The organism is Clostridium polyendosporum, assembly GCF_018332455.1.
GTDB lineage: Bacteria > Bacillota > Clostridia > Clostridiales > Clostridiaceae > Clostridium_AY > Clostridium_AY polyendosporum.
In genome coordinates, this window is record NZ_BOPZ01000003.1 from 159,021 (window position 1) to 180,911 (window position 21,891).

At 29.5% G+C, this 21,891-nt stretch carries 22 protein-coding genes; all 22 read right to left on the minus strand.

Going from position 1 to position 21,891, the window contains the following annotated elements:
- Positions 1-133 precede the first annotated feature (133 nt).
- The 22 genes from mnmA to CPJCM30710_RS03000 all read right to left on the minus strand — a co-directional run bounded on the left by mnmA (position 134) and on the right by CPJCM30710_RS03000 (position 21,881).
- On the minus strand, positions 134-1,210 hold the full coding sequence (gene mnmA, locus CPJCM30710_RS02895; RefSeq protein ID WP_212902672.1) for a tRNA 2-thiouridine(34) synthase MnmA: 1,077 nt from the start codon (positions 1,208-1,210) through the stop codon (positions 134-136).
- A gap of 14 nt (positions 1,211-1,224) precedes the next feature.
- Positions 1,225-1,656 (minus strand): Fe-S cluster assembly scaffold protein NifU, encoded by a 432-nt coding sequence (nifU, locus tag CPJCM30710_RS02900; RefSeq protein ID WP_212902673.1) that lies wholly within the window; start codon positions 1,654-1,656, stop codon positions 1,225-1,227.
- A 2-nt stretch (positions 1,657-1,658) separates the two neighbouring features.
- Positions 1,659-2,843 (minus strand): cysteine desulfurase NifS, encoded by a 1,185-nt coding sequence (gene nifS / locus CPJCM30710_RS02905; RefSeq protein WP_212902674.1) that lies wholly within the window; start codon positions 2,841-2,843, stop codon positions 1,659-1,661.
- Complete coding sequence (locus CPJCM30710_RS02910; protein ID WP_212902675.1) at positions 2,836-3,297, minus strand: RrF2 family transcriptional regulator; 462 nt, start codon at positions 3,295-3,297, stop codon at positions 2,836-2,838. Before CPJCM30710_RS02910 ends, nifS begins: the two co-directional genes overlap by 8 nt.
- Positions 3,298-3,432: 135 nt before the next feature.
- Positions 3,433-4,701, minus strand: a complete 1,269-nt coding sequence (locus tag CPJCM30710_RS02915) for a replication-associated recombination protein A (protein ID WP_212902676.1) — start codon at positions 4,699-4,701, stop codon at positions 3,433-3,435.
- 195 nt (positions 4,702-4,896) lie between these two features.
- On the minus strand, positions 4,897-5,412 hold the full coding sequence (locus CPJCM30710_RS02920; RefSeq protein WP_212902677.1) for a flavin reductase family protein: 516 nt from the start codon (positions 5,410-5,412) through the stop codon (positions 4,897-4,899).
- A 452-nt stretch (positions 5,413-5,864) separates the two neighbouring features.
- Positions 5,865-6,533, minus strand: coding sequence for a Type 1 glutamine amidotransferase-like domain-containing protein (locus CPJCM30710_RS02925; RefSeq protein WP_212902678.1), 669 nt, complete (start codon positions 6,531-6,533; stop codon positions 5,865-5,867).
- A gap of 184 nt (positions 6,534-6,717) precedes the next feature.
- Complete coding sequence (locus CPJCM30710_RS02930; RefSeq protein ID WP_212902679.1) at positions 6,718-7,029, minus strand: hypothetical protein; 312 nt, start codon at positions 7,027-7,029, stop codon at positions 6,718-6,720.
- 216 nt (positions 7,030-7,245) lie between these two features.
- Entirely contained in the window at positions 7,246-7,791 is a 546-nt protein-coding gene (locus CPJCM30710_RS02935) for a DUF402 domain-containing protein (RefSeq protein WP_212902680.1), read from the minus strand.
- 728 nt (positions 7,792-8,519) lie between these two features.
- Complete coding sequence (locus CPJCM30710_RS02940; RefSeq protein ID WP_212902681.1) at positions 8,520-9,824, minus strand: pyrimidine-nucleoside phosphorylase; 1,305 nt, start codon at positions 9,822-9,824, stop codon at positions 8,520-8,522.
- A 295-nt stretch (positions 9,825-10,119) separates the two neighbouring features.
- A complete protein-coding gene (gene spoIIM, locus CPJCM30710_RS02945; protein ID WP_212902682.1) occupies positions 10,120-10,749 on the minus strand; it encodes a stage II sporulation protein M in 630 nt (209 codons plus the stop codon).
- Positions 10,750-10,849: 100 nt separating this feature from the next.
- Positions 10,850-11,374 carry an NUDIX hydrolase gene (locus CPJCM30710_RS02950; protein WP_212902683.1) on the minus strand — a complete coding sequence of 175 codons (525 nt, stop codon included), beginning with the start codon at positions 11,372-11,374 and terminating at the stop codon, positions 10,850-10,852.
- 149 nt (positions 11,375-11,523) lie between these two features.
- Positions 11,524-11,928 (minus strand): YkvA family protein, encoded by a 405-nt coding sequence (locus CPJCM30710_RS02955; RefSeq protein ID WP_212902684.1) that lies wholly within the window; start codon positions 11,926-11,928, stop codon positions 11,524-11,526.
- Positions 11,929-12,303: 375 nt separating this feature from the next.
- Complete coding sequence (gene spo0A / locus CPJCM30710_RS02960) at positions 12,304-13,119, minus strand: sporulation transcription factor Spo0A (protein ID WP_212902685.1); 816 nt, start codon at positions 13,117-13,119, stop codon at positions 12,304-12,306.
- 191 nt (positions 13,120-13,310) lie between these two features.
- Entirely contained in the window at positions 13,311-14,501 is a 1,191-nt protein-coding gene (gene spoIVB, locus CPJCM30710_RS02965) for a SpoIVB peptidase (protein WP_212902686.1), read from the minus strand.
- A 187-nt stretch (positions 14,502-14,688) separates the two neighbouring features.
- The gene (recN, locus tag CPJCM30710_RS02970; RefSeq protein WP_212902687.1) at positions 14,689-16,383 is read right to left on the minus strand and encodes a DNA repair protein RecN; all 1,695 of its coding nucleotides are present in this window, start codon (positions 16,381-16,383) and stop codon (positions 14,689-14,691) included.
- A 22-nt stretch (positions 16,384-16,405) separates the two neighbouring features.
- Complete coding sequence (locus CPJCM30710_RS02975; protein WP_212902688.1) at positions 16,406-16,858, minus strand: arginine repressor; 453 nt, start codon at positions 16,856-16,858, stop codon at positions 16,406-16,408.
- An 11-nt stretch (positions 16,859-16,869) separates the two neighbouring features.
- Entirely contained in the window at positions 16,870-17,709 is an 840-nt protein-coding gene (locus CPJCM30710_RS02980; protein ID WP_212902689.1) for an NAD(+)/NADH kinase, read from the minus strand.
- 12 nt (positions 17,710-17,721) lie between these two features.
- Positions 17,722-18,531: a TlyA family RNA methyltransferase gene (locus tag CPJCM30710_RS02985; RefSeq protein ID WP_212902690.1), complete on the minus strand. Its 810-nt coding sequence runs from the start codon at positions 18,529-18,531 to the stop codon at positions 17,722-17,724.
- 14 nt (positions 18,532-18,545) lie between these two features.
- Entirely contained in the window at positions 18,546-20,405 is a 1,860-nt protein-coding gene (dxs, locus tag CPJCM30710_RS02990) for a 1-deoxy-D-xylulose-5-phosphate synthase (RefSeq protein ID WP_212902691.1), read from the minus strand.
- A gap of 389 nt (positions 20,406-20,794) precedes the next feature.
- Complete coding sequence (locus tag CPJCM30710_RS02995; RefSeq protein WP_212902692.1) at positions 20,795-21,664, minus strand: polyprenyl synthetase family protein; 870 nt, start codon at positions 21,662-21,664, stop codon at positions 20,795-20,797.
- Between the two features lies 1 nt (position 21,665).
- Entirely contained in the window at positions 21,666-21,881 is a 216-nt protein-coding gene (locus tag CPJCM30710_RS03000; RefSeq protein WP_212902693.1) for an exodeoxyribonuclease VII small subunit, read from the minus strand.
- Positions 21,882-21,891 lie beyond the last annotated feature (10 nt).

Genomic DNA, 21,891 nt, shown 5'->3' on the forward strand with positions numbered 1-21,891 from the left:
AAAATCAGTAGAGTATATTAAACTACTCCGCTATAATTTATATGTATTTCACTCTTATGAAATTTCACTTTGTAAAATGACAAAAAAAAGACAATCCTTTCGGATTATCTTTTTAACTTAAATAATATAACTATTATATAATTTCGTCGATGATTCCTCCACCAACTACTACATTACCTTGATAAAACACCACAGATTGACCCTTAGTTATAGCTCTTTGCTTTTCCTTAAAAGATACTCTAACTTTTCCTTCACCATATGGTGTGATAACTGCATCTGCCGGTCTTGCTGAATATCTTATTTTAGCCTGAATATCTACAGCTCCTTGAACCTTATCGAACAGTATAAAGTTAACATCTTTTGCTACTAAATCAGTTTTAAATATATCTTCTTCAGCTCCTATAACCACCTCGTTAGTATATGGATTTATATCAGTAACAAAAACTGGCCTTCCCATTGCTAGACCAAGACCCTTTCTTTGTCCGATGGTATAGTAAACTATTCCTTTATGTTTTCCTAAAACATTTCCACGTTTATCAACAAAATTTCCTGACTTAACTTTACCTGGTGCAGCTATTTCTATGTAATTACCATGATTATTATCTGGTATAAAACAAATTTCTTCACTATCTTTTTTATTATGTACAGCAAGACCTATCTCTTTTGCAATCTCTCTTATCTTATCCTTTGTATATTCTCCACAAGGCATAAGTGTATGTGCAAGTTGATATTGAGTAAGATTGTATAATGCATAGGTTTGATCTTTTCTATCATCCTCTGCTCTTATCAAAAGATATCTTCCATCTTTTTCTTTTATTTTTGCATAGTGTCCTGTAGCTACATAGTCCGCTCCAAAACTCTGAGCTTTTCTTAAAAGTTCATCAAACTTTAAGTACTTATTACATGCAATACATGGATTTGGAGTTCTACCTGCTATATACTCATCTACGAAGTAATCAATGACCTTTTCTTTAAAACTTTTTCTAAAGTTTAATACGTAAAAAGGAATACCAAGCCTATCTGCAACTCTTCTGGCGTCTTCAACGGCTGAAAGAGAACAACATCCTCCTTCTCTTTCCTCATACTCCTCATCTTCTTGCCAAATTTGCATGGTAACTCCTATAACGTCATATCCCTGTTCCTTTAAAAGGTAAGCAGCGACAGAACTATCCACTCCGCCGCTCATACCTATAACAACTTTCTTTTTCATACGCTTCTCCAAAATTATTCTCCATGAACATGATCATGAATGTCATGTGAATGTTCTTTAAAATCCCAAGGCTCTAATCCTTGCTTTATTCTATAATCATTGATTGCTTTATGAATTGCTTCTTCTGCAAGAACTGAACAGTGCATCTTTACTGGTGGAAGTCCATCTAAAGCTTCTGCTACTGCTTTATTAGTAAGTTCCCAAGCTTCATCTACAGACTTACCCATTATTAATTCTGTAGCCATACTTGATGAAGCTATAGCAGAACCACAACCATATGTCTTAAATTTAACATCTTTTATTATATTATCCTCAACTTTTAAATATATCTTCATGATATCGCCACACTTAGCGTTACCAACTTCTCCAATTCCATTTGCATCTTGTATTTCTCCAACATTTCTTGGATTCTTAAAATGCTCCATAACTTTTTCACTGTAATTCATAATTATTTTTCTCCTCTCTTTTGAAAATCTTCCCAAAGTGGTGACATATCTCTTAATCTTTGAATAATAGGTGGAACCACTCTAAGTACATGTTCTACATCTTCTTCTGTTGTTCCATCTCCTAATGATAATCTTAATGAACCATGAGCGATTTCATGTGGTAATCCTATAGCTAATAGCACATGGGATGGATCTAAGGAACCAGAGGTACATGCACTACCACTAGATGCGCACACTCCCTCAAAATCTAACATAAGAAGTATTGATTCACCTTCTATAAATTCGAAACATACATTTACATTACCTGGTAATCTTTTTTCTCCTTTTGGCCCATTTAATCTTGTATATGGAATCTTTAATAGACCATCAATAAGCTTATCTCTAAGTTCAGTAAGTTTTTTTGCATGTTTATCGAGATTTACTGTAGCAAGTTCTATAGCTTTACCTAATCCTGCAATAGCTGCTACATTTTCAGTTCCTGCTCTCCTTGCTCTCTCCTGTCCACCACCATGAACTAAGTTATCTATTTTTATTCCTTTTTTTATATAAAGAACTCCAATTCCCTTTGGTCCATAAATCTTATGTCCAGCAAGTGAAAGAAGATCTATATTCATATCTTTAACATCTATGGCTATATTTCCTACTGCTTGAACTGCATCAGTATGGAAAAACACCTTTCTTTCCCTACAAATCTCACCTATTTCTTTTATAGGTTGAATGGTTCCTATCTCATTATTCGCAGCCATTATTGAAACTAAGATAGTCTTATCAGTTATAGCATTTTTTAATTCGTCTAAATCTATAAAACCTTCTTTATTTACGCCTAAATAAGTTACTTCAAAGCCATTTTTTTCAAGATATTCACAGGTATGAAGTACTGCGTGATGCTCTATCTTTGTTGTAATAATATGATTTCCCTTATTCTTATTAGCAAAAGCAATACCTTTTATAGCCCAGTTATCTGCTTCTGATCCGCCCCCGGTGAAATAAATCTCACTTGCTTCACAATTTAAAGCCTTTGCCACTCTTTGTCTGCCTTTATCAATAGCCATCTTAGTATCTCTTGAGATACTATAAAACGAAGATGGATTTCCAAACTTCTCTGTAAAGTATGGAAGCATTTCTTCTAACACTTCTGGTTTTACAAATGTGGTAGCTGCATAGTCCATATACACAACCTTATTCATTACAATCACTCCTATCCCCAATTTTTACTAAATTAATTTTTGCATTTATTTCTTCATAGTCATTTACTATATCTTGAAGAGTCACAGACTCCATAACTTCATCAATACTGTTTTTAATCTTTTTCCATAATAATCTTGTAGCACAGCAATCAATATTATCACAAGGTACACCGTCAATACATTCTGAAATTTCAATAGGTCCCTCTAATACCTCCATAATTTCAGCAATGGTAATATCTTTTGGACCCTTGCTTAAAACATATCCTCCTTGAGCACCTCTTATACTTTTTATTAACTTAGCCTTTCTCAGAGGACTAAATAATTGCTCAAGATAATACTCAGAAATATTTTGTCTTTGAGATATAGTCTTTATGGAAACAGGAGCTCCTCCATAGTGTATTGCTAAATCCACCATTGCCTTTACACCATATCTTCCCTTAGTTGACAACTTCATATTTTCACCCCTCAATATTGAGTAGAATTTAATGTTGAGTAAAATGATAAACTTTAATAATATAATACCAAATCCGACCTTATCTGTCAACAATAAAAGGAGACCTTTTTAGTCTCCTATCTAATTTGTGTTAATCTATTTTTTAATATTCTTCCAATAATCACTAGCTACTTTCTCATTCTTATTATCGCCCGGTAAATAATAACATGATCCTCTTAAATTACTTGGCAAATACTCCTGCTTAACATAGTTATTTTTATAATCATGGGGATATTTATATTCAATACCTCTCCCTATTTCTTTTGCTCCAGCATAATGAGAATCTTTTAGATGATTAGGAATATCTCCAATATTTACTTTTTCCAAATCAAAAAGAGCACCATCTATAGCTTTATACGCTGTATTTGATTTAGGTGCTGTTGCAAGTAGTATAGTTGCTTGTGCAAGAGGTATCCTCGCCTCAGGAAAACCAAGCATATTTGCAGCATCAACGCAAGACTTCACTATAGTTATAGCATTTGGATAAGCTAGCCCAACATCTTCACAGGCTATAACTAAAAGTCTTCTACATATTGAAGGTAAATCTCCCGCTTTAACAAGCCTAGCTAAATAATGAATAGCTGCATCTGCATCACTTCCCCTTATAGACTTTTGAAAAGCACTAAGAATATCATAATGACTATCACCCATTAAATCATAATTTAATATTTTACTTTGAGTACTTTCTTCAGCAATTGTTTTTGTTATATGTATAACCTTGTCTGAGTTAGGATTAGTAGAATAAAGCGCAACTTCTAATCCATTTATTGCCTTTCTTAAATCGCCATTCGAAGATGCCGCAAAATAATTTAACGCATCCTCATCCACATCCACTTGCATACCAGGATAAAAAGACTTTGATTTTTCAACAGCTCTCTTTAATGCATTTATAATATTTTCATCATTGAGAACTTTAAATTCAAAAATAGTTGATCTACTTAAAATAGCTTTAAAAATATAATGATATGGATTTTCAGTAGTACTAGCAATAAGAGTTATTCTTCCATCTTCAATGAATTCTAATAAAGATTGTTGCTGCTTTTTATTAAAATTTTGTATTTCATCAAGATATAAGAGAACACCCTCACGTCCCATAAATGTATCAAGTTCATCAACTATATCTTGTATATCCTTAAGTGATGAATTAGTTGCATTTAATCTATAAAATCTCTTGCTTGTTTTTCTTGCAATAATATTTGCCACAGTAGTTTTTCCCGTACCCGGCGGACCATAAAATATCATATTTGATATACAACCACTTTCAATTATTCTATTTAATATTTTATTCTTTCCTAATATGTGCTCTTGACCTACTACATCTTCTAACTCCGAAGGTCTTATCTTATCAGCTAAAGGTTTATGCATAATATCACCACTTTCTAAATTAAAATATACTTTAAACTTAAATAATATAAAATTAAATACATGAAAAAGGGAGACGAATGAAGTCTCCCTTTATAATGTGCTGTCATTTACAAAGTGAAATCTGATTAAAACTAAATAGGTTCGATGCCCTTTACTTTATTTTAATCAATCTGTTATGAATTGTACAACAATATATTATACTGCATCTGTAGCATTTTCGTATGCTGCTACTATTTCTCCAAAGTAAAGAACATGATAGTCATTATTACTATAAAACTTCTCATCAATTTCTGGAATTAATAATGACTTATCCATCTCTCCTTTATAAACAACCTTACATTCATAATACATATTGCAATTATCAACTATTGGAGAGTCAACTTCTTTTGAAGATGCAAATGATATATTTGCTTCCTTACATTTATCAGTATTCCTACCTGATTTTTTTCCACATAGAGCCAAAGCACTTTGAAGTTTATCTCCATAAGGAATGCTTACTGTAAAGTTATCAATCTTTTCTAGTAGTTCATAAGTATATCTTGATTTTCTAACCATTACTGTAAGAACTGGTCTACCCCACATATACCCTATACTTCCCCAACTTATTGTCATTGTATTTACCTTATCTTCATTTTTCACTGTTAGAAAAGCACCTGTTTTATGGAGGTTTTCCATTCCTTTTTCTAGTCCTTTAATAAAATCTACAGCCATTTATTATTTCGTTACCAAAAATCTATAAAACCCTATACAAAGAATATAAAAAGTCTATATAAATTTTGTTTCTTTCCTACTTCATAGTGTCCCATTTTGTCTAAGCTACTTTGGTTTGCTGTAACACTAGATAGGGTTTGCTACTTTTTAGTAGGGAATATAACAACTTCTCAATTATATATGTGTGCGTTGTGAAAAGCCTCCTGGGCACTTTCACATTCACAATCCTAAAGCACATATAAGTATATTCAAAGTTAAGAATTTTACACTAATTACATTAGATTTTCGTAACGAACTTCACCTCTCTTTCATTATAAATTTTTATAGGCTTTCTTTAAACTATTATTAGCCTACTTATAAATTATCGTTACATAATCTATATTTTAAGACTATACGTATATTCTTGCAAGTTTTTCCTTTGCATTTAATTTACTAATAATAAACTAAAAAATCTAAAAAACCTTATAATTTCCTTTATAAATAGATATATTTCCTTCATGTATTTTTACTATATCACCAAAAAATTCAATCTTATTATCAATAACTGCTATACCATATCCATCACTACAGCAATATATTTTTTTTCTGTGCTGTAATGAATAATCTATAAGCATAGGTAAATATTGAGTATTTTCTTGCCAGTGAGGAATGAAAGTAAAATCAACTAAAGATAGAAATGTTGCGTCTTTTACAGGTGGTTCTTCACCAACTATTAAGGATGCAATAGCTATATCTTCAGTCATTAAAATACCTCCAGCACTTACTCCGACTAAAATGCCACCTTGTGAAACATACCGTTTTAATATCTTATTCATATTTCTCTTTTTAAGAAGATATAGTAATTTATTTGTATCATCACTACATAGATATATTGCGTCACAATTTAAAATATTATCTGTTATTGTTGAATTAAATTCTTCTTCTAAATCAAAATATAATATATTAGATAGACCTAAACCCCTATAAAAAAACATATTACTATTAAAAACTTTTCTCATACTATCTGAATTGAATGAAATATAACCCACTTGAGCCCCTTTTTTACCTATGGTTGATAATAGGAGCTTATTTACAGAATCTTCTCTATGTGAATTTAATTTACTTAATAAAAACAATTTCATTTTTTTGCCCCCTAACCCCTAATATTTGATTGTATATTATTTATATAATTCTATAATATGTATGTTAAAATATTATTTATTACATATCGTTATACAATAATATTACTTCTGTCATTTCACTTTATAAAATAATAGCAAACAAAATAGCAAGCCAGTATTGAGAAAATCTCAATACCGGCTTATATCATTGTTTGTATATTCTACCCTCATAATATTCTTCATTATCATCTTGATAAACGTCAATCTCTATATATGCACCTTGAAGAGAAGTTACAGAATTCTCTATCTTAAACCCTTCTATGCTTATAGTCTCAATTTCATTATTTTGATTTATACAGGTTGCCAAAGTTATATACTGATCTTCCTCAGAATCATATGACGCAACAATCTTTAAAATTCTGAAATTTGCCTTCTTTAATAGCTTTTCACCACCATCTAGTAACTCAATTTGTTCCATTTCATAATTATTATATGTTTTATAACTTTTATGAAACATATTGCCTCCCCAAAACTAATGCTACTATTAAATATATGTTGAATAATATTACTTATACTTTTATCTTCTAAATATTTTTTTATTCTCCATACATGAATTTGAGCCGGATTTCACTTTGTGAAACAGCAGCAAATAAATCTTATTAAATATTGACGCCACTCAAATTTCACTAAATTTTACTTAGTAAAATAACAACAAGAAAAAAATAATTAATTTCTATATATATAAATCAATATTCTCCATATATTTCAACCACTTATTACATAAACAAGTAAGTTTTTTAGTAGAAATTATCCTTTCCAATATCTTTGCTTCCTTACAAGCTAAGTCGAATTCTTCTGTTGAAATATCACCGTTATTTAGTGCCTGATACAGTTCATCTTCATCTAATAGAAATATATCACCACTTGGCAACACTGCTAAATCTAATAAAAGATCATCCCAGTAAGCCATCCCTTGATCGGTCACCCCATTTTCTTTTGTAATATCAAAATACCATTCAATTATATTATCGTTATTATCAAACATAGTAGTAAGCGAATAATTTGCATTTAACGGAGTAATTTGAAGCCACTTGTATCCTTTGTCGGCTAGAATTAAATCTATACCTTGAATATTTTTAATCAAAGGCTCTTTTACCTTATCTAAATATATTAAAGATATATAACCATTAAACTCCTCATCATTTATACATGCAAGCTTAAATCTCTTTTCTAGCACTCTCTGCCATTGAGGTCTATTGGCATATTTTCTTGTTATCACATTGATACCGTTACCAAAAATCTATAAAACCTTATAAAAAAAATATAAAAGCCTATAAATTTTGTTTCTTTCCTACTATAGTGTCCCATTTTGCCTAAGCTACTCTGGTTTGCTGTAATACTCCATAGGCTTTACCACCTTTTAGTAGGGGATATAACGACTTCCCAATTATATATGTGTACGTTGCGAAAAACCTCATGGGCGTTTACATTCACAATCATTAAAGTACATATATAATACAAAATCAAGACTTTTATTTTAATCACATTAGATTTTCGTAACGGATTTCACCTCTCTTTCATTATAAATTTTTATAAACTTTATTTAACTGTTATTAACGTCCCAAACCATAATAAAATTAAATATAACACTAGTTTATATATTGTTATTCTACATTTCTTATATTTCTTATATTTCTACAAAACATATAAAATTCCTTTGTGAAATAAAACTTAATAGTCTTTATACATACTAAGTTTTACTTTGTGAAATGAAAACAAATAAAAAGAGATTACTCTCAAAGCCTAAAAATTGCTCTTGAGTTAATCCCTATTACCTTAATACTATGTTTTTTCTTTTTTTTAATCACCTTAAAATAAGTAAGTAGACTTATGAATAAAGCTAAGCATTCATAGAACCTACTCAGCTTTATCTAGATTTCGCTTTTTTAAATGATTCCAAATAAGAAAGTTAGAAATCATAATAAATATATACGCTAAACACCTATTCTAATATACAATATCGTAAATTAAAGGTATATTATTTTCCATTAAATCTGATATTATATAACTTTTAACTAAATCTTCAACAGCTTTTTTACCCTTATCTCTATCATTAGCATGAATAAATGCTAAAACATCTCCCACCTCTACTTTATCTCCTCTTTTTTTATTTAGTACAATTCCAACCGCAAGATCTATTACATCTTCTTTAGTAGTTCTTCCAGCGCCTAATTCCATTGCTATTAATCCTATTTGCTCAGCATGAATTTTTGTAACATATCCTGTCTTAGAAGCTACTACGGGAATTATATAATTTGCTTTCGGTAATCTTGTTGTATCATCTATACAACTTATATCGCCACCTTGTGCATTAACAAATTCCTTTAATTTATCTAGTGCCTTTCCAGAGACTATAGTATTCATTAACATTGTTTTAGCCTCATCTAAATTTGTAGTTTTACCAGATAAAATTACCATATTGCTACCTAATGTAATACAAAGCTCAAGTAAATCTTTTGGACCGTTACCTTTTAATGTATTAATCGCTTCTTCAACCTCTAGTGCATTACCTATGGCTAACCCCAACGGTTGATCCATATCTGAAATAACGGCTATTGTTTTTCTTCCCACCGCTTCACCTATGCGTACCATTTCTTTTGCAAGCTCATGTGCTGATTCTGATGTTTTCATAAACGCACCTTCTCCAACCTTAACATCAAGTACAATACTATCTGCACCTGCTGCAATTTTCTTGCTCATTACACTTGATGCAATCAAGGATATATTATCCACAGTTGCTGTAACATCTCTGAGAGCATAAAGCTTTTTATCTGCAGGTGCTAAATCTGCCGTTTGTGCTACCACAGCGATCTTTATTGAATTCACATTATTAATAAATTGTTGTTTACTAAGATTAACTGAAAATCCCTTAAAAGATTCTAATTTATCAATAGTTCCTCCAGTATGACCAAGACCTCTCCCTGACATTTTGACAACAGGAATTCCTAGTGCTGCTACCATAGGTGCTAATATCAAAGTGGTAGTATCTCCTACGCCACCAGTGGAATGCTTATCAACTTTTATTCCTTTTATTTGAGAAAGGTCTAAAGTGTCACCTGAATTAACCATAGCCATAGTTAAATCGGATGTTTCTTTGCTAGTCATTTTATTAAAAAATATAGACATTAAAAGAGCCGATACTTGATAATCTGGCACATCTCCCTTTGTATAATTTTCTATAAAATAGTTTATTTCTTCGGTAGATAATTCCTCACCATTTCTTTTTTTTAAGATTATATCGTACATTCTCATAATTTTTCCTCCACCCAAAACAACACGTTAAGTCTTCCGCATTTATAATAAAATATTTTAATATAATAAATTAAATATAAATACTAATAAATAACACTATAATTTTTAGAAATCTAAAAAAACAAAATTACTTATAAATCTCACTAGTAATTAACATTGTTTTTTATTAATATTTTCTCAATTTCTCTTATGATTAATACAGTGAGAATTTATCTTTTTTCCTTAGGTTCCGCCTTAAAAATATTAGAAAACATATTATTGTTTTTGTCTTTTCCTAAGCAATTATAAAAACCTCTTATACGTATATTTTAGTTATTATAAATTTAATTAAATTCGGTATTATATAAGTCTCTACAAAAACGCCCAAAATCAAGAGAAAAAAACAAACTATATAAAGATTAAAATATTGAGACATATATTCTTTTGTTTGGTGAGCTTTATTTATTTTACCTTTTAGTTTTACTATGGAAAGCTGTATAGAAAAAGCAGAACATACTATGAAACAAGGTACATATATTAAATTTTGAGGTATTACTGCAATTAAAGCTAGTCCTATTCCTTTTGTTCCTAAAATGTTTATTATGAGTGAGAATGTAAAGCCTATTAAAAAGCCCTTAAAAAGTATAAGAATCAAAATAATAGGTGCTCCAACTACCAATAACCCAATAACAAACACCCCAAGAAGAAGTAACAAATTATTTCTTAATGCCTCAGTTAACAAGAACTTGTAATCTATTGGTTTCTCACCAATTACCGTCATAAAATTATTAAAATACGATGCTAAATCATTTCTACTCAAATCACTCATATAAAATACAGTATATATTCCTAAAACTACACCTACGGTAAAAAACGTGAAAATAGTTAGGTATAATATTTTATTATCTCTTATATTTTCATTAATCTTATCAAGAAATGTGTTCATCTTTTTACCTCCCTACTACCCATTAATTAATACTATGTATTCAAATAACAAGTTATACTAATTTATGTAGGCTATAATATAAAAGATGAACACAGAAAAGTTAAGATATATAGATCAACGAAGCCATAGTTTTAGCATCTTCAATCTTTCCTTCTTTGATCATATTTTTTATTTCTTTAATTGAGTATATTTTTACATTTATAAACTCATCATCATCAAAACAAGCTTTTCCACTAGCTAATTTAGTAGCTTTAAAAAGATGAATATATTCGTCACAAAATCCTGGCGCAGGAGCAAATTTACCCAGATATACAAAAGAATCACTCTTGTAACCAGTCTCTTCTTCCAATTCTCTCTTAGCACATTGAAGAGGGTCTTCACCTATGTTAATTTTACCTGCTGGAATTTCTAATAAAATCTTTTCTACTGGTTTTCTAAATTGTTCAACCATAAGTATTTTGTCATCATCAATAAATGCTAATATTGCGACAGCGCCTGGATGTCTTATCATATCACGTTTAGCTTGTTTTCCATTAGGAAGTTCCACTATGCTATTTACGATTGTTAAATAGTCTCCCTGATAGACAAGTTCTTCCTTTATAGTCTTTTCATACAAATCTTCCATTACTTACCTCCCATTATATATTTCTTTTATTAAGAAATAAAGTACAATTGCTTTTTCTTAAATTTTACAACACCTAAATAACTATTTAATATACTTTAATCACAAATTTATATTAGATAGCTTTTTACTAAATATTCTAAATTAAAATTTTAAATTATCTTTATTAAAATGTAACTGGTTATTATAATCCAAATACATATTATAATACCTCCAGCAACCCAATTTTTAGGCTTACCTTCATTAAAAATATATTCTGATTGTTGTCTACATTCATTCATAATATCGCTTGGTATTAGTTTTATAACAAAAGCAATAGCAAGTGGTAATAGAATCAAATCATCAAGATATCCCAATATGGGTATAAAATCAGGTATTAAATCAATAGGACTTAAAGAATAGCCTACTACTAATATTGAAATTAATTTTGCATAAAAAGGTACGTCTGGTCGTTTAGATGCCAAATATAATGCTCCAATCTCTTTTTTTATTTTTTTGACTATTTGCTTAATCGTTGAAAACCAAGTTTTAAATTTTTTATTTAATTTATTATCCATAAAACCTCTCAAGATTAACTAATTTCTTATGCTGTAATAACTGCAATTAATATTAAATCATAGATTAATTATATACTAATTATAGCTTACCAAACTAGTTATAGGTTATTCTTTTGACAAATATAAATAGGTAAGAAGTTTTTGATAGTTGGCGATTTGGTGGACAAACCCCAAAAACTAAAGTCTTTTGAAAAACTTTATTAATGTAAAAAATCCTCCTTAATATTATATTATGTATAATACTAAGAAGGATTTTTCTTACATTCTTACTTTATTCGCTTCATATTAAGTGCTTATAAGCTTAATGCTCTTAAATCTAGATGTGTTTTTCAATCAGTACATCCGAACATACTAGAAATGACTTGAATACATCGCTTAGCTTACTTTATTTTTAAGTCTTAACTTATCAGCTACCATAGCAATAAACTCTGAATTTGTTGGCTTGCCCTTATCATTGTGAATAGTATATCCAAATAGCTTATTAATTGCTTCAACTTGGCCTCTTCCCCAAGCAACTTCAATTGCATGCCTTATTGCTCTTTCAACTCTACTAGCTGTAGTATTATATTTTTTTGCGATTGAAGGATATAGCTCCTTTGTTACTGCTGATAAAAGCTCCATATCATTCACTACCATGCTTATAGCTTCTCTTAAATACATGTATCCTTTTATATGAGCTGGCACTCCTATTTCGTGAATAATGTTTGTTATTTCTGATTCTAAATCAACTGGTTCTTTTCTTGCTTCTACCTTAACTTCTGGAGGTTCAACAAATGATATGGTTTTTCTATTTGTATCGCTAGATATAGTATTATTAAACATTTGTCTAATTCTCTTTGTAAAGACATCCATATCAAAAGGTTTTACAACATAATAATCCGCTCCAAGAGTTATTGCTCTTTGTGTAATTTTATCCTGTCCAACTGCTGAAAGAACTATAATTCTTGGCATTGGACTTAAATTCATTGTATTTAACTTCTCAAGAACACCTAAACCGTCCAGGTGAGGCATTATTATATCTAATACAACCAAATCCGGTTTCTTCTCTTCAATAAGTTTTAATGCTTCAAGTCCATCCTTTGCAATTCCAGTTACGATAATATCTCTTTGGTTTAATAAATAATCATTTAATATGTTACAAAATTCTTTATTATCATCTGCTATTAAAACTGATATTTTTGATTCTTGCATAAATTTCTCCCCTTCACACTCTATTCCAATTATTAACAATTATTTTATTCGACAAATCACCATTTATTCCTTCTTTTAATAAAAAAAAGTTTATAAAATTGTTGGATTCGATAAATTAAAAGATAAAAGATATCCGAAGGATACCTTCAAAGGATATCTTTATAAATTATAACACAATTCTTATTTTTTTATCAATTAATTATATTAGCATCTTTTAACATCCATTCAATATAAATACCATATCCCAAATCTGGCTTATTAATTAATACATGGGTTACAGCGCCTACAATCTTATCATTCTGGATTATAGGACTTCCACTCATTCCCTGAACAATTCCTCCTGTTTTAGATAGAAGTCTTGAATCTGTAACTTTTATAATCATACTTTTGGGACCAGGTTTCTCCTGTGGAAGCAGTTTTACTATTTCTATATTATATAAGCTAGGTCCATTTTCATCAACAGTAGTAATTATTTGTGCTTTTCCTTCTTTAAGTTCATGTCTAAGTCCAACTTTCAACGGTCTATTAATAGGTTTATTAACAATAGATTTGTCGGATGTCCCAAATATTCCACATATTGTATTATTAACAATATTACCAATTGGTTTATCTTCTTCTATAAAAACTCCTTTTAATTCCCCTGGTGTTCCTTTTTGTCCTTTTCTTACACTTATAACAGAAGTATCAACAATCTTTCCTTCTTTTATTTTTAAAATCGTATTAGTATCATAATCAGTAATTGGATGGCCTAAAGCACCAAACTTATTTGTTTTTCCATCATAAAATGTTAATGTACCGACACCTGCTGTAGAATCTCTTACCCATAAACCAATTTTATATTTATCATCATTTGTTGCTTTTACACCCTCTATTGTTTTATTGATTTTTTCACCATTTCTATCAATTACAATATCCAAAGATGACTTTTTTGCAGAATTTAACTTTCGTATAAGATCTCTTGAACTTTCTATTTCTTCTTCATTTACTTTTAAAATTATATCTCCAAGTTCAATACCTGCTCTTTTACTTGGACTTTCAACCTTTCCTTCTAAAGTTTCTATATCTGAAAACCCTACAACTAATATGCCTATGGTGTTTATTTTTACTCCTATACAAGATCCACCAGGATATAATTCTATGCCATCTACTTTGCTTGAAGAAACAGATTTTACGTCAAATAAACCTAATAATTTAACATTAGACTGTATTTGTTCTCTATTTAAAGTATTATATATATTAGAATAGGTAAAGATATTTTTGAAGGAAATAGTATTATTATTAAAATTTGTAGGTACTTTTTGTATAGAAGAGAATATACAAAAGCTTAATAAAATCACTGGAGCCAGAACATAGCAAAGTTTTCTTATAAGCTTTTTATCCATTTTATCTCCTCCTTTTCTGTTTTTAAGTTACCCACTTTTTACTTGCTATATGCTATAGTAACTTTGTTATTCTAGACAATTTAAATAAAAATATACTAATTTTATGATTAAGTTAAAAATTTAAGAAACAAAAAAATAGAACTTATTAATCAGTTCTATTTTTCCTATATTTTCAATATTTATGTATTTAGCATTTACGTATATTTTTCTTTTTTTGATTTGCCATCTTAGTCATTTCTGTTGCATTTTCTATAGTTGAACTTGTAACTTCAACTCCACCAATCATTTTTGCAATCTCTAATATTTTATCTTCCTCAGTAATTTTCTTTACTTGAGTAAAAGTTTTATTATTATGAATATGCTTTGATACTAAAAAATGACAATCTGACATACAGGCAATCTGAGGTAAATGAGTTATGCAAAAAACTTGATGTTTAGTGGATATCTCATACATTTTTTCTGCAACACATTGAGCTATTCTACCACTTATTCCTGTATCAATTTCATCAAATATCACTGTAGGTATTCTATCCTTGTTAACAAAAACAGTCTTTAAAGCAAGCATTATTCTGGAAAGTTCTCCACCTGATACAACTTTTTCCATAGACTTTAGCGGCTCACCAGGATTTGTAGATACTAAATACTGAACTTCATCTTTACCTCTTAAATTAAAATCTGAATGATACACAACCTCTATTTTAAACGCACATTTTTCTAAACCAACATATTTAAGTTCATCAGAAATCCTATTTTCAAGTTCATTAGCGATATCTAGTCTAATTAAATGGATTTCTTTAGAAAGTACTTCCATTCTATCTAAAAGCATATCTTTCTCAGCTATTAGCATTTTTATTGTAGCTTCAGAATTCAACAATTCATCATACTGCTTTAAAAGTTCATTCTTATAATTTAAAATATCTTCAATTTTTTCACCGTACTTTTTCTTATACAAACTTATTTTATATATTCTACTATTAACTTGTTCTAATTCCTTTTCATCATAAACAACATCTTCATTTAAGTTTCTAACATCTCGTGATATATCTTGTAAATTATAATAAATGTTATTTAAACACTGATTTATTTCTCTAACTTTTTCTAAATGCTTTTCAATTGAAGTTAATTCATGACATACATGAGAAAGATTATCTAAAATAGATTCTCCATCACTTCGTTCATTCAATAGATTATAGGCTATCGTTAAACTATTATTTATCTTTTCTGCATGTGATAATAAATTATACTTTTCTGCTAACTCTTCATCTTCTCCAACTTTAAGATTAGCTTCATCAATATCATCCACTTGAAATTTCAAATAATTCAATAGTTTTTCTCTATCTTCATTACCTTTTAGATTTTGAATCTTCTCATCTAAATCTTTTAACTTTTTAAATAATACATAGTATTCAGATATTTTTTCATGTATTTTATCTTCACCATAACTATCTAGATATATAATATGATTTGCTTTATCTAATAGAGCTTGGTTTTGATGCTGACCATGAATATCTATTAATTTTTCTGTTAATTTTTTTAATGTTGATAAAATAATAGCTTTACCATTTACCTTCACAATACTTTTTCCATTCTGGAAGGTCTCTCTAGATATTATTACCAAGTCATCATATTCTATATTTAAATCATCTAAACATTCCTTTATCTTTTCATTTTCTATGTCAAATACTGCTTCAACAAAAGTTTTCATTTCTCCAGTTCTAATTAAGTCTTTATTGAACTTACTACCTAATACATAATTAATAGCATCAATTAAAATTGATTTACCTGCTCCTGTTTCACCAGACAAAATATTAAATTCTTTTTCAAAGGAAATTGTAAGCTTTTCAATCAGAGCAAAATTTTCAATAGTTAGTTGTAATAACATTTTACCCCACCTTAAAATACTATTAATATCTAATCATTTTTTTCATTTTTTCAACAAGCTCTTCTGCTTTCTCATTAGTTCTAACTAAAATAAAAATTGTATTATCACCAGCAATAGTTCCAGCTATTTCACCTAGGCTTAACAAATCTATAGCTTCGGCAGCTGCTGATGCTGATCCTGAGAGAGTCTTGACAACAACCATCTTATCAATATTTTCTACATGAAGAACGGTATTTGCAAAAATACTGGTCATTTTATCGGTTATTTCATTATTTTCTGGCTTTATAGAAGAATATTTATATTTTCCATCTGCTCCTAAAACTTTGATTAGTTTCAATGTTTTTATATCTCTTGAAACTGTGGCTTGCGTTACATCAAAACCTGCCTTTTTTAACTCATCTGCTAACTCTTCTTGAGTCTCAATCACTTTTTCGCCAATTATTTCTAGTATCTTCAAATGTCTCTTTGATTTCAAAGTTATTCACCTTACCATTCACCATTTTTATTTAAAATTTTATTTCTCAAAACTTCAAAATAATCGAAATTATCAAAAACCACCAAATTACAACTTGTAGAAAATTTATTTACAATAATTTGTGATGATTTTGATAACTTTATAGACTTTTGGCCATCAACAGTTAAAAATAATTCTTCGTCAAAGTCCTGTGAAATAATTTTTATAGTACTTTGAGCGCCTACAATAATTGGACGCATTGTCGGAGTATGAGAACATATGGGAATTATTGATATAAGTTCTAAAGATGGTACTATTAAAGGTCCTCCAGCTGAAAAGGAATATGCAGTTGATCCTGTAGGTGTTGAAACTATAATTCCGTCACCTTTAAAAGATGAATATACTTTATCATCAACATATATTTGAAACTCTACCATTCTAGAAAGTGTTCCTCTTGCTACTACTATATCGTTTAGAGCAAGATTACTATATTCATTCTCATTATCATAAACAGTACACTTAAGCATCATTCTTCTTTCATACTTTATTCGACCTTGCTTTATCTTTTTCAAAGCCCAGTCTATTTCAGCAATTTCTACACTAGTTAAAAAACCTAAATGACCTATATTGATACCTAAAATAGGCACATTAATAGAAGGCACTATATCTCTTGCAGCTCCTAAAATTGTTCCATCTCCCCCTAAAACGAATAAAACATCTAAGGGTGACTTTAAATTTTCAACATCATTTTTAGAATTAATAATATAAGTATGTGAGTTGTTAAAATAGAATTTAATTTTTTTTAAAATCATAGATAGAATTAATCCATCTTTATCTTTTGACGGATTAATAAAGATTCCTATATTTTTCATGATTCCTCCCAATTATAACTGCTCATGAGATGCTTTAACAACTTCAGATATATCTTGTTTGTCAAAAGATATATTAATTGAACTATCTTTAGTAAAATAAATTAGGTATTCAATATTTCCTTCTGGTCCCTTTATAGGAGAGTAACCTACGCTTATAATCTTAAGACCTGATTCTTCTACATAATCTGCAATATCAGTAATCACTTCTTCATGGGTTTTAGGATCCCTAACAACCCCTTTTTTCCCTACTTTTTCTCTTCCTGCTTCAAATTGAGGTTTAATTAAAGCAACAACTTCTCCTTGTTCATTAAGAAGACTTACAACTGCCGGAAGTACTTTTTTCAATGAAATAAATGACACATCTATTGATGCAAAATCTGCTTCATCATTAATTTGTTCAGGAGTTACATATCTTACATTAGTTCTTTCCATGCATACAACTCTAGGATCAGTTCTCAGTTTCCATGCAAATTGTCCATACCCTACATCAATTGCATAGACCTTTTTCGCACCGTTCTGAAGCATACAATCTGTAAATCCTCCCGTTGAAGCTCCAATATCCAAGCATATTTTATCTTTTAATGAAATTAAAAAAGATTTAATAGCTTTTTCTAGCTTAAATCCACCCCTACTAACATATGGCAAATCTTCTCCTTTTACTTCAATATGTGCCTCTATCTTAACTTTTTCTCCGCATTTATCTACTCTTCTACCATCTATAAAAATATTTCCTGCCATTATATTAGTCTTTGCTCTCTCTCTTGATTGAAAAAAACCTCGTTCAACTAATAATATATCTAACCTTTCCTTTTTCTCTGACATTTTTATCTCCTCTGTTATAGTAATTTAAGAATTTCGTGTTTTATACTTTGAGGGTCTAATTTGAACAGTTTATAAAGTATACTTATCTCTCCATGTGGAATAAACTCATCTCTGTACCCTAAATTTATAACCTTCCTACTATGTGAAATTTTATTCAAATATCCTAAAACTTCTGAACCTAGACCACCTTTTACCATGTTATCCTCAACTGTTATTATATCGAACCCTTTATTGGATAAATTTCTTAATAACTCTTCGTCTAAAGGTTTTATAAAACAAGCATTAATTAAAGTAACTTCTTCTTTTTTATCCTTTAATAAATTGATAGCTTGAATAGAATGCTGTACCATTTTTCCTGTTGCAATAACTGCAATCTTTCTACCGTCCTTTAGAACTTCCCATTTTCCTTTTTTAACTTCTTGTACAGGAAGTAATTTTATATTATTATTATCTCCTCCACGTGGATACCTTATAGCTATTGGAAAATTTTGAACTAAAGCCCATTTAAGCATTACCTGTAATTCATCAATACACTTAGGTGAAATTATTGTCATATTAGGGATATGTGATAAGTATGAGATATCAAATACACCCTGATGAGTTTCTCCATCTTCTCCAACTATCCCAGCTCTATCTATTGCAAATACTACTGGCAATTTTTGAATGCACACATCATGCAATATTTGATCATAGGCTCTTTGTAAGAAAGTTGAATAAACTGCAAATACAGGTCTTAAACCTTCTACAGCCATTCCTGCTGCTAAGGTAACTGCGTGCTGTTCAGCAATTCCAACATCAAAAAATCTATTTGGAAACTCATTGGCAAAATTCTTTAACCCAGTTCCATCAGGCATAGCAGCTGTTATTGCTACTACATCTTTCTTCTCTCTAGCAATTTCAATTAAAGTCTCTCCAAAAGCTGAAGAATATGTTCTTCCAGATGTTGTACATATCTCTCCACTATCACTATCAAAAGGCCCTATACCATGAAACTTTTTTGGATTTTCCTCTGCAAAGTTATAGCCTTTACCTTTTTGAGTTATTGTATGTATTATAACAGGACCTTCTAATTTTTTTGCTTTTGTTAATATTTCATTTAATTCCTTTAAATTATGTCCATCTATAGGACCCAAGTATTTTAGTCCCATGTCTTCAAAAATCATACTTGGAACAACTAATTGCTTTATACTATCTTTAATCTTACCTAATGATGTTACTATATTTTTTCCTACATTACTATGACTTAAGGTACTATTTATTTCATATTTTATTTTATTATAATTTGGATTTAATCTAAGCTTATTTAAATATGTAGATAATACTCCAACATTTTTCCCTATAGACATCTGATTATCATTAATAATAATAATAATGTTAGTTTTATTATACCCAGCATCATTTAAAGCTTCCAAAGCCATTCCACCAGTAAGAGCTCCATCACCTATAACAGCAATAACATGATAATCTTTTTTTAATAGATCCCTCGCTCTAGCAATACCTAAGGCCGCTGAAATTGAAGTACTACTATGTCCCGTATCAAAAATATCGTACTTACTTTCACAACGTTTAGGAAAACCGCTTATACCGCCAAATTTTCTTAAAGTATCAAAATCATCTTTTCTGTTCGTTAATATCTTATAAATATAACACTGATGTCCTACATCCCATACAATTTTATCTTTTGGGAAATCAAACACCTTAGATAAACTTAATGTAAGTTCTACCACTCCCAAATTTGATGCCAAATGTCCACCATTCTTTGACACCTTTTCTATTAAAAAAGCCCTAACTTCATCTGATAGCTTTTTCATCTCAATTTCATTTAGACTTTTTATATCATTTAGATGGGATATACCATCAAATATTTTATCCATATATATTCATTCCTTCTAATAATTATTATACATACACAAGGTTACACTAAATTAAGAATTATAGAAAAAGGGTTGAATGCCAGACCTGTTTATAGATATACACCTTCTTGCTCCAATGCATATAGATAAACAACTTCATAACTGAACTTATAATTCAGATATAGAAGTTCATAATTGAATTAAGAATTTTACGAAAAGTATTGAATGCCGAAACTTTTCCCTAAAATTCGTTAATGATTGAACTTATATATCTTTAGAAAAAGCATTGCATGTTGAGGCTATTTGCTTTCATTGGACTTTGTGAAATCTGACTAAAATTAAGTAGGTTCGATGCCTATTAATTTTATCTTTCATGAATTGTTTAATGATTGAACCTGTGTATTTTTAAATTAAAATTCTCTATTTAAAAGTTCAATAGTAATTTTTCTTAAGTTGCTACTATTTAAAGGAAGTTCGTTTAATATTTCTATACAACGATTAGTTAAACTTTCGCATAGCTGTTTACACTTTCCAACTCCATATACGGTAACAAAATTAGTTTTATTGTTGTATATGTCACTTTTTACATTTTTCCCTAATTTTTCTGTTGAACCAATAACATCAAGTATATCATCCTTTATTTGAAATGCTAATCCAAGCTTTTCACCAAACTCACTTAACAGATTAATATGTTCTTCTGGTGCTCCTCCAAGAACAGCTCCTGCTAAAATAGATGCTTTAATTATCTCTCCTGTTTTTTTAAGATGCATATATCTTAACTCATCTTCATATATATTCTTACCTTCATTTAATATATCAACCACTTGTCCTCCAATCATACCATCGGCACTAGCAGCTTCAGATATGATTTTACTTGCTTTTAATGCTCTAATTCCATTGTCTATACTGAAATTTATCATAATATTCATAGCTTCATTCAATAACCCATCACCTGCAAGTATTGCTATAGCTTCCCCAAAAACCTTATGGTTAGTAGGCTTACCTCTTCTCAAATCATCATTGTCCATAGAAGGTAAGTCATCATGTATTAATGAATAAGTATGAATCATTTCTATAGCAGCTGCCATTGGCATCACTTTATGTATATCTTGTTGATACATTTCATAAGTTAATAATAACAAAATTGGTCTTATTCTTTTACCACCAATATTTACACTATAAGCCATTGATTCATAAATTAATTTATTATAAGTACCTTTATTTTTAAAATATTCTTCTAGGTAAGTATCAATGTTCTTCTTTATTTGAAAAATACTCATTTTATACTCCTTTTATATCTATCTCTTGGTCATCATTAATAACCTTTATCTTCCCTTCAAAATTATTTAAAGTTTTATAAAGCTTATTTACGAGCTTTACTCCTTCCTCATAAACTTTCATTGATTCTTCTAAGGAAAGCTCATTGCTTTCTAACTTATTAACAACTTCCTGTAACCTAGAAAACATGTCATTATACGATTCAACTTTTCTTGGCATTAATAACACC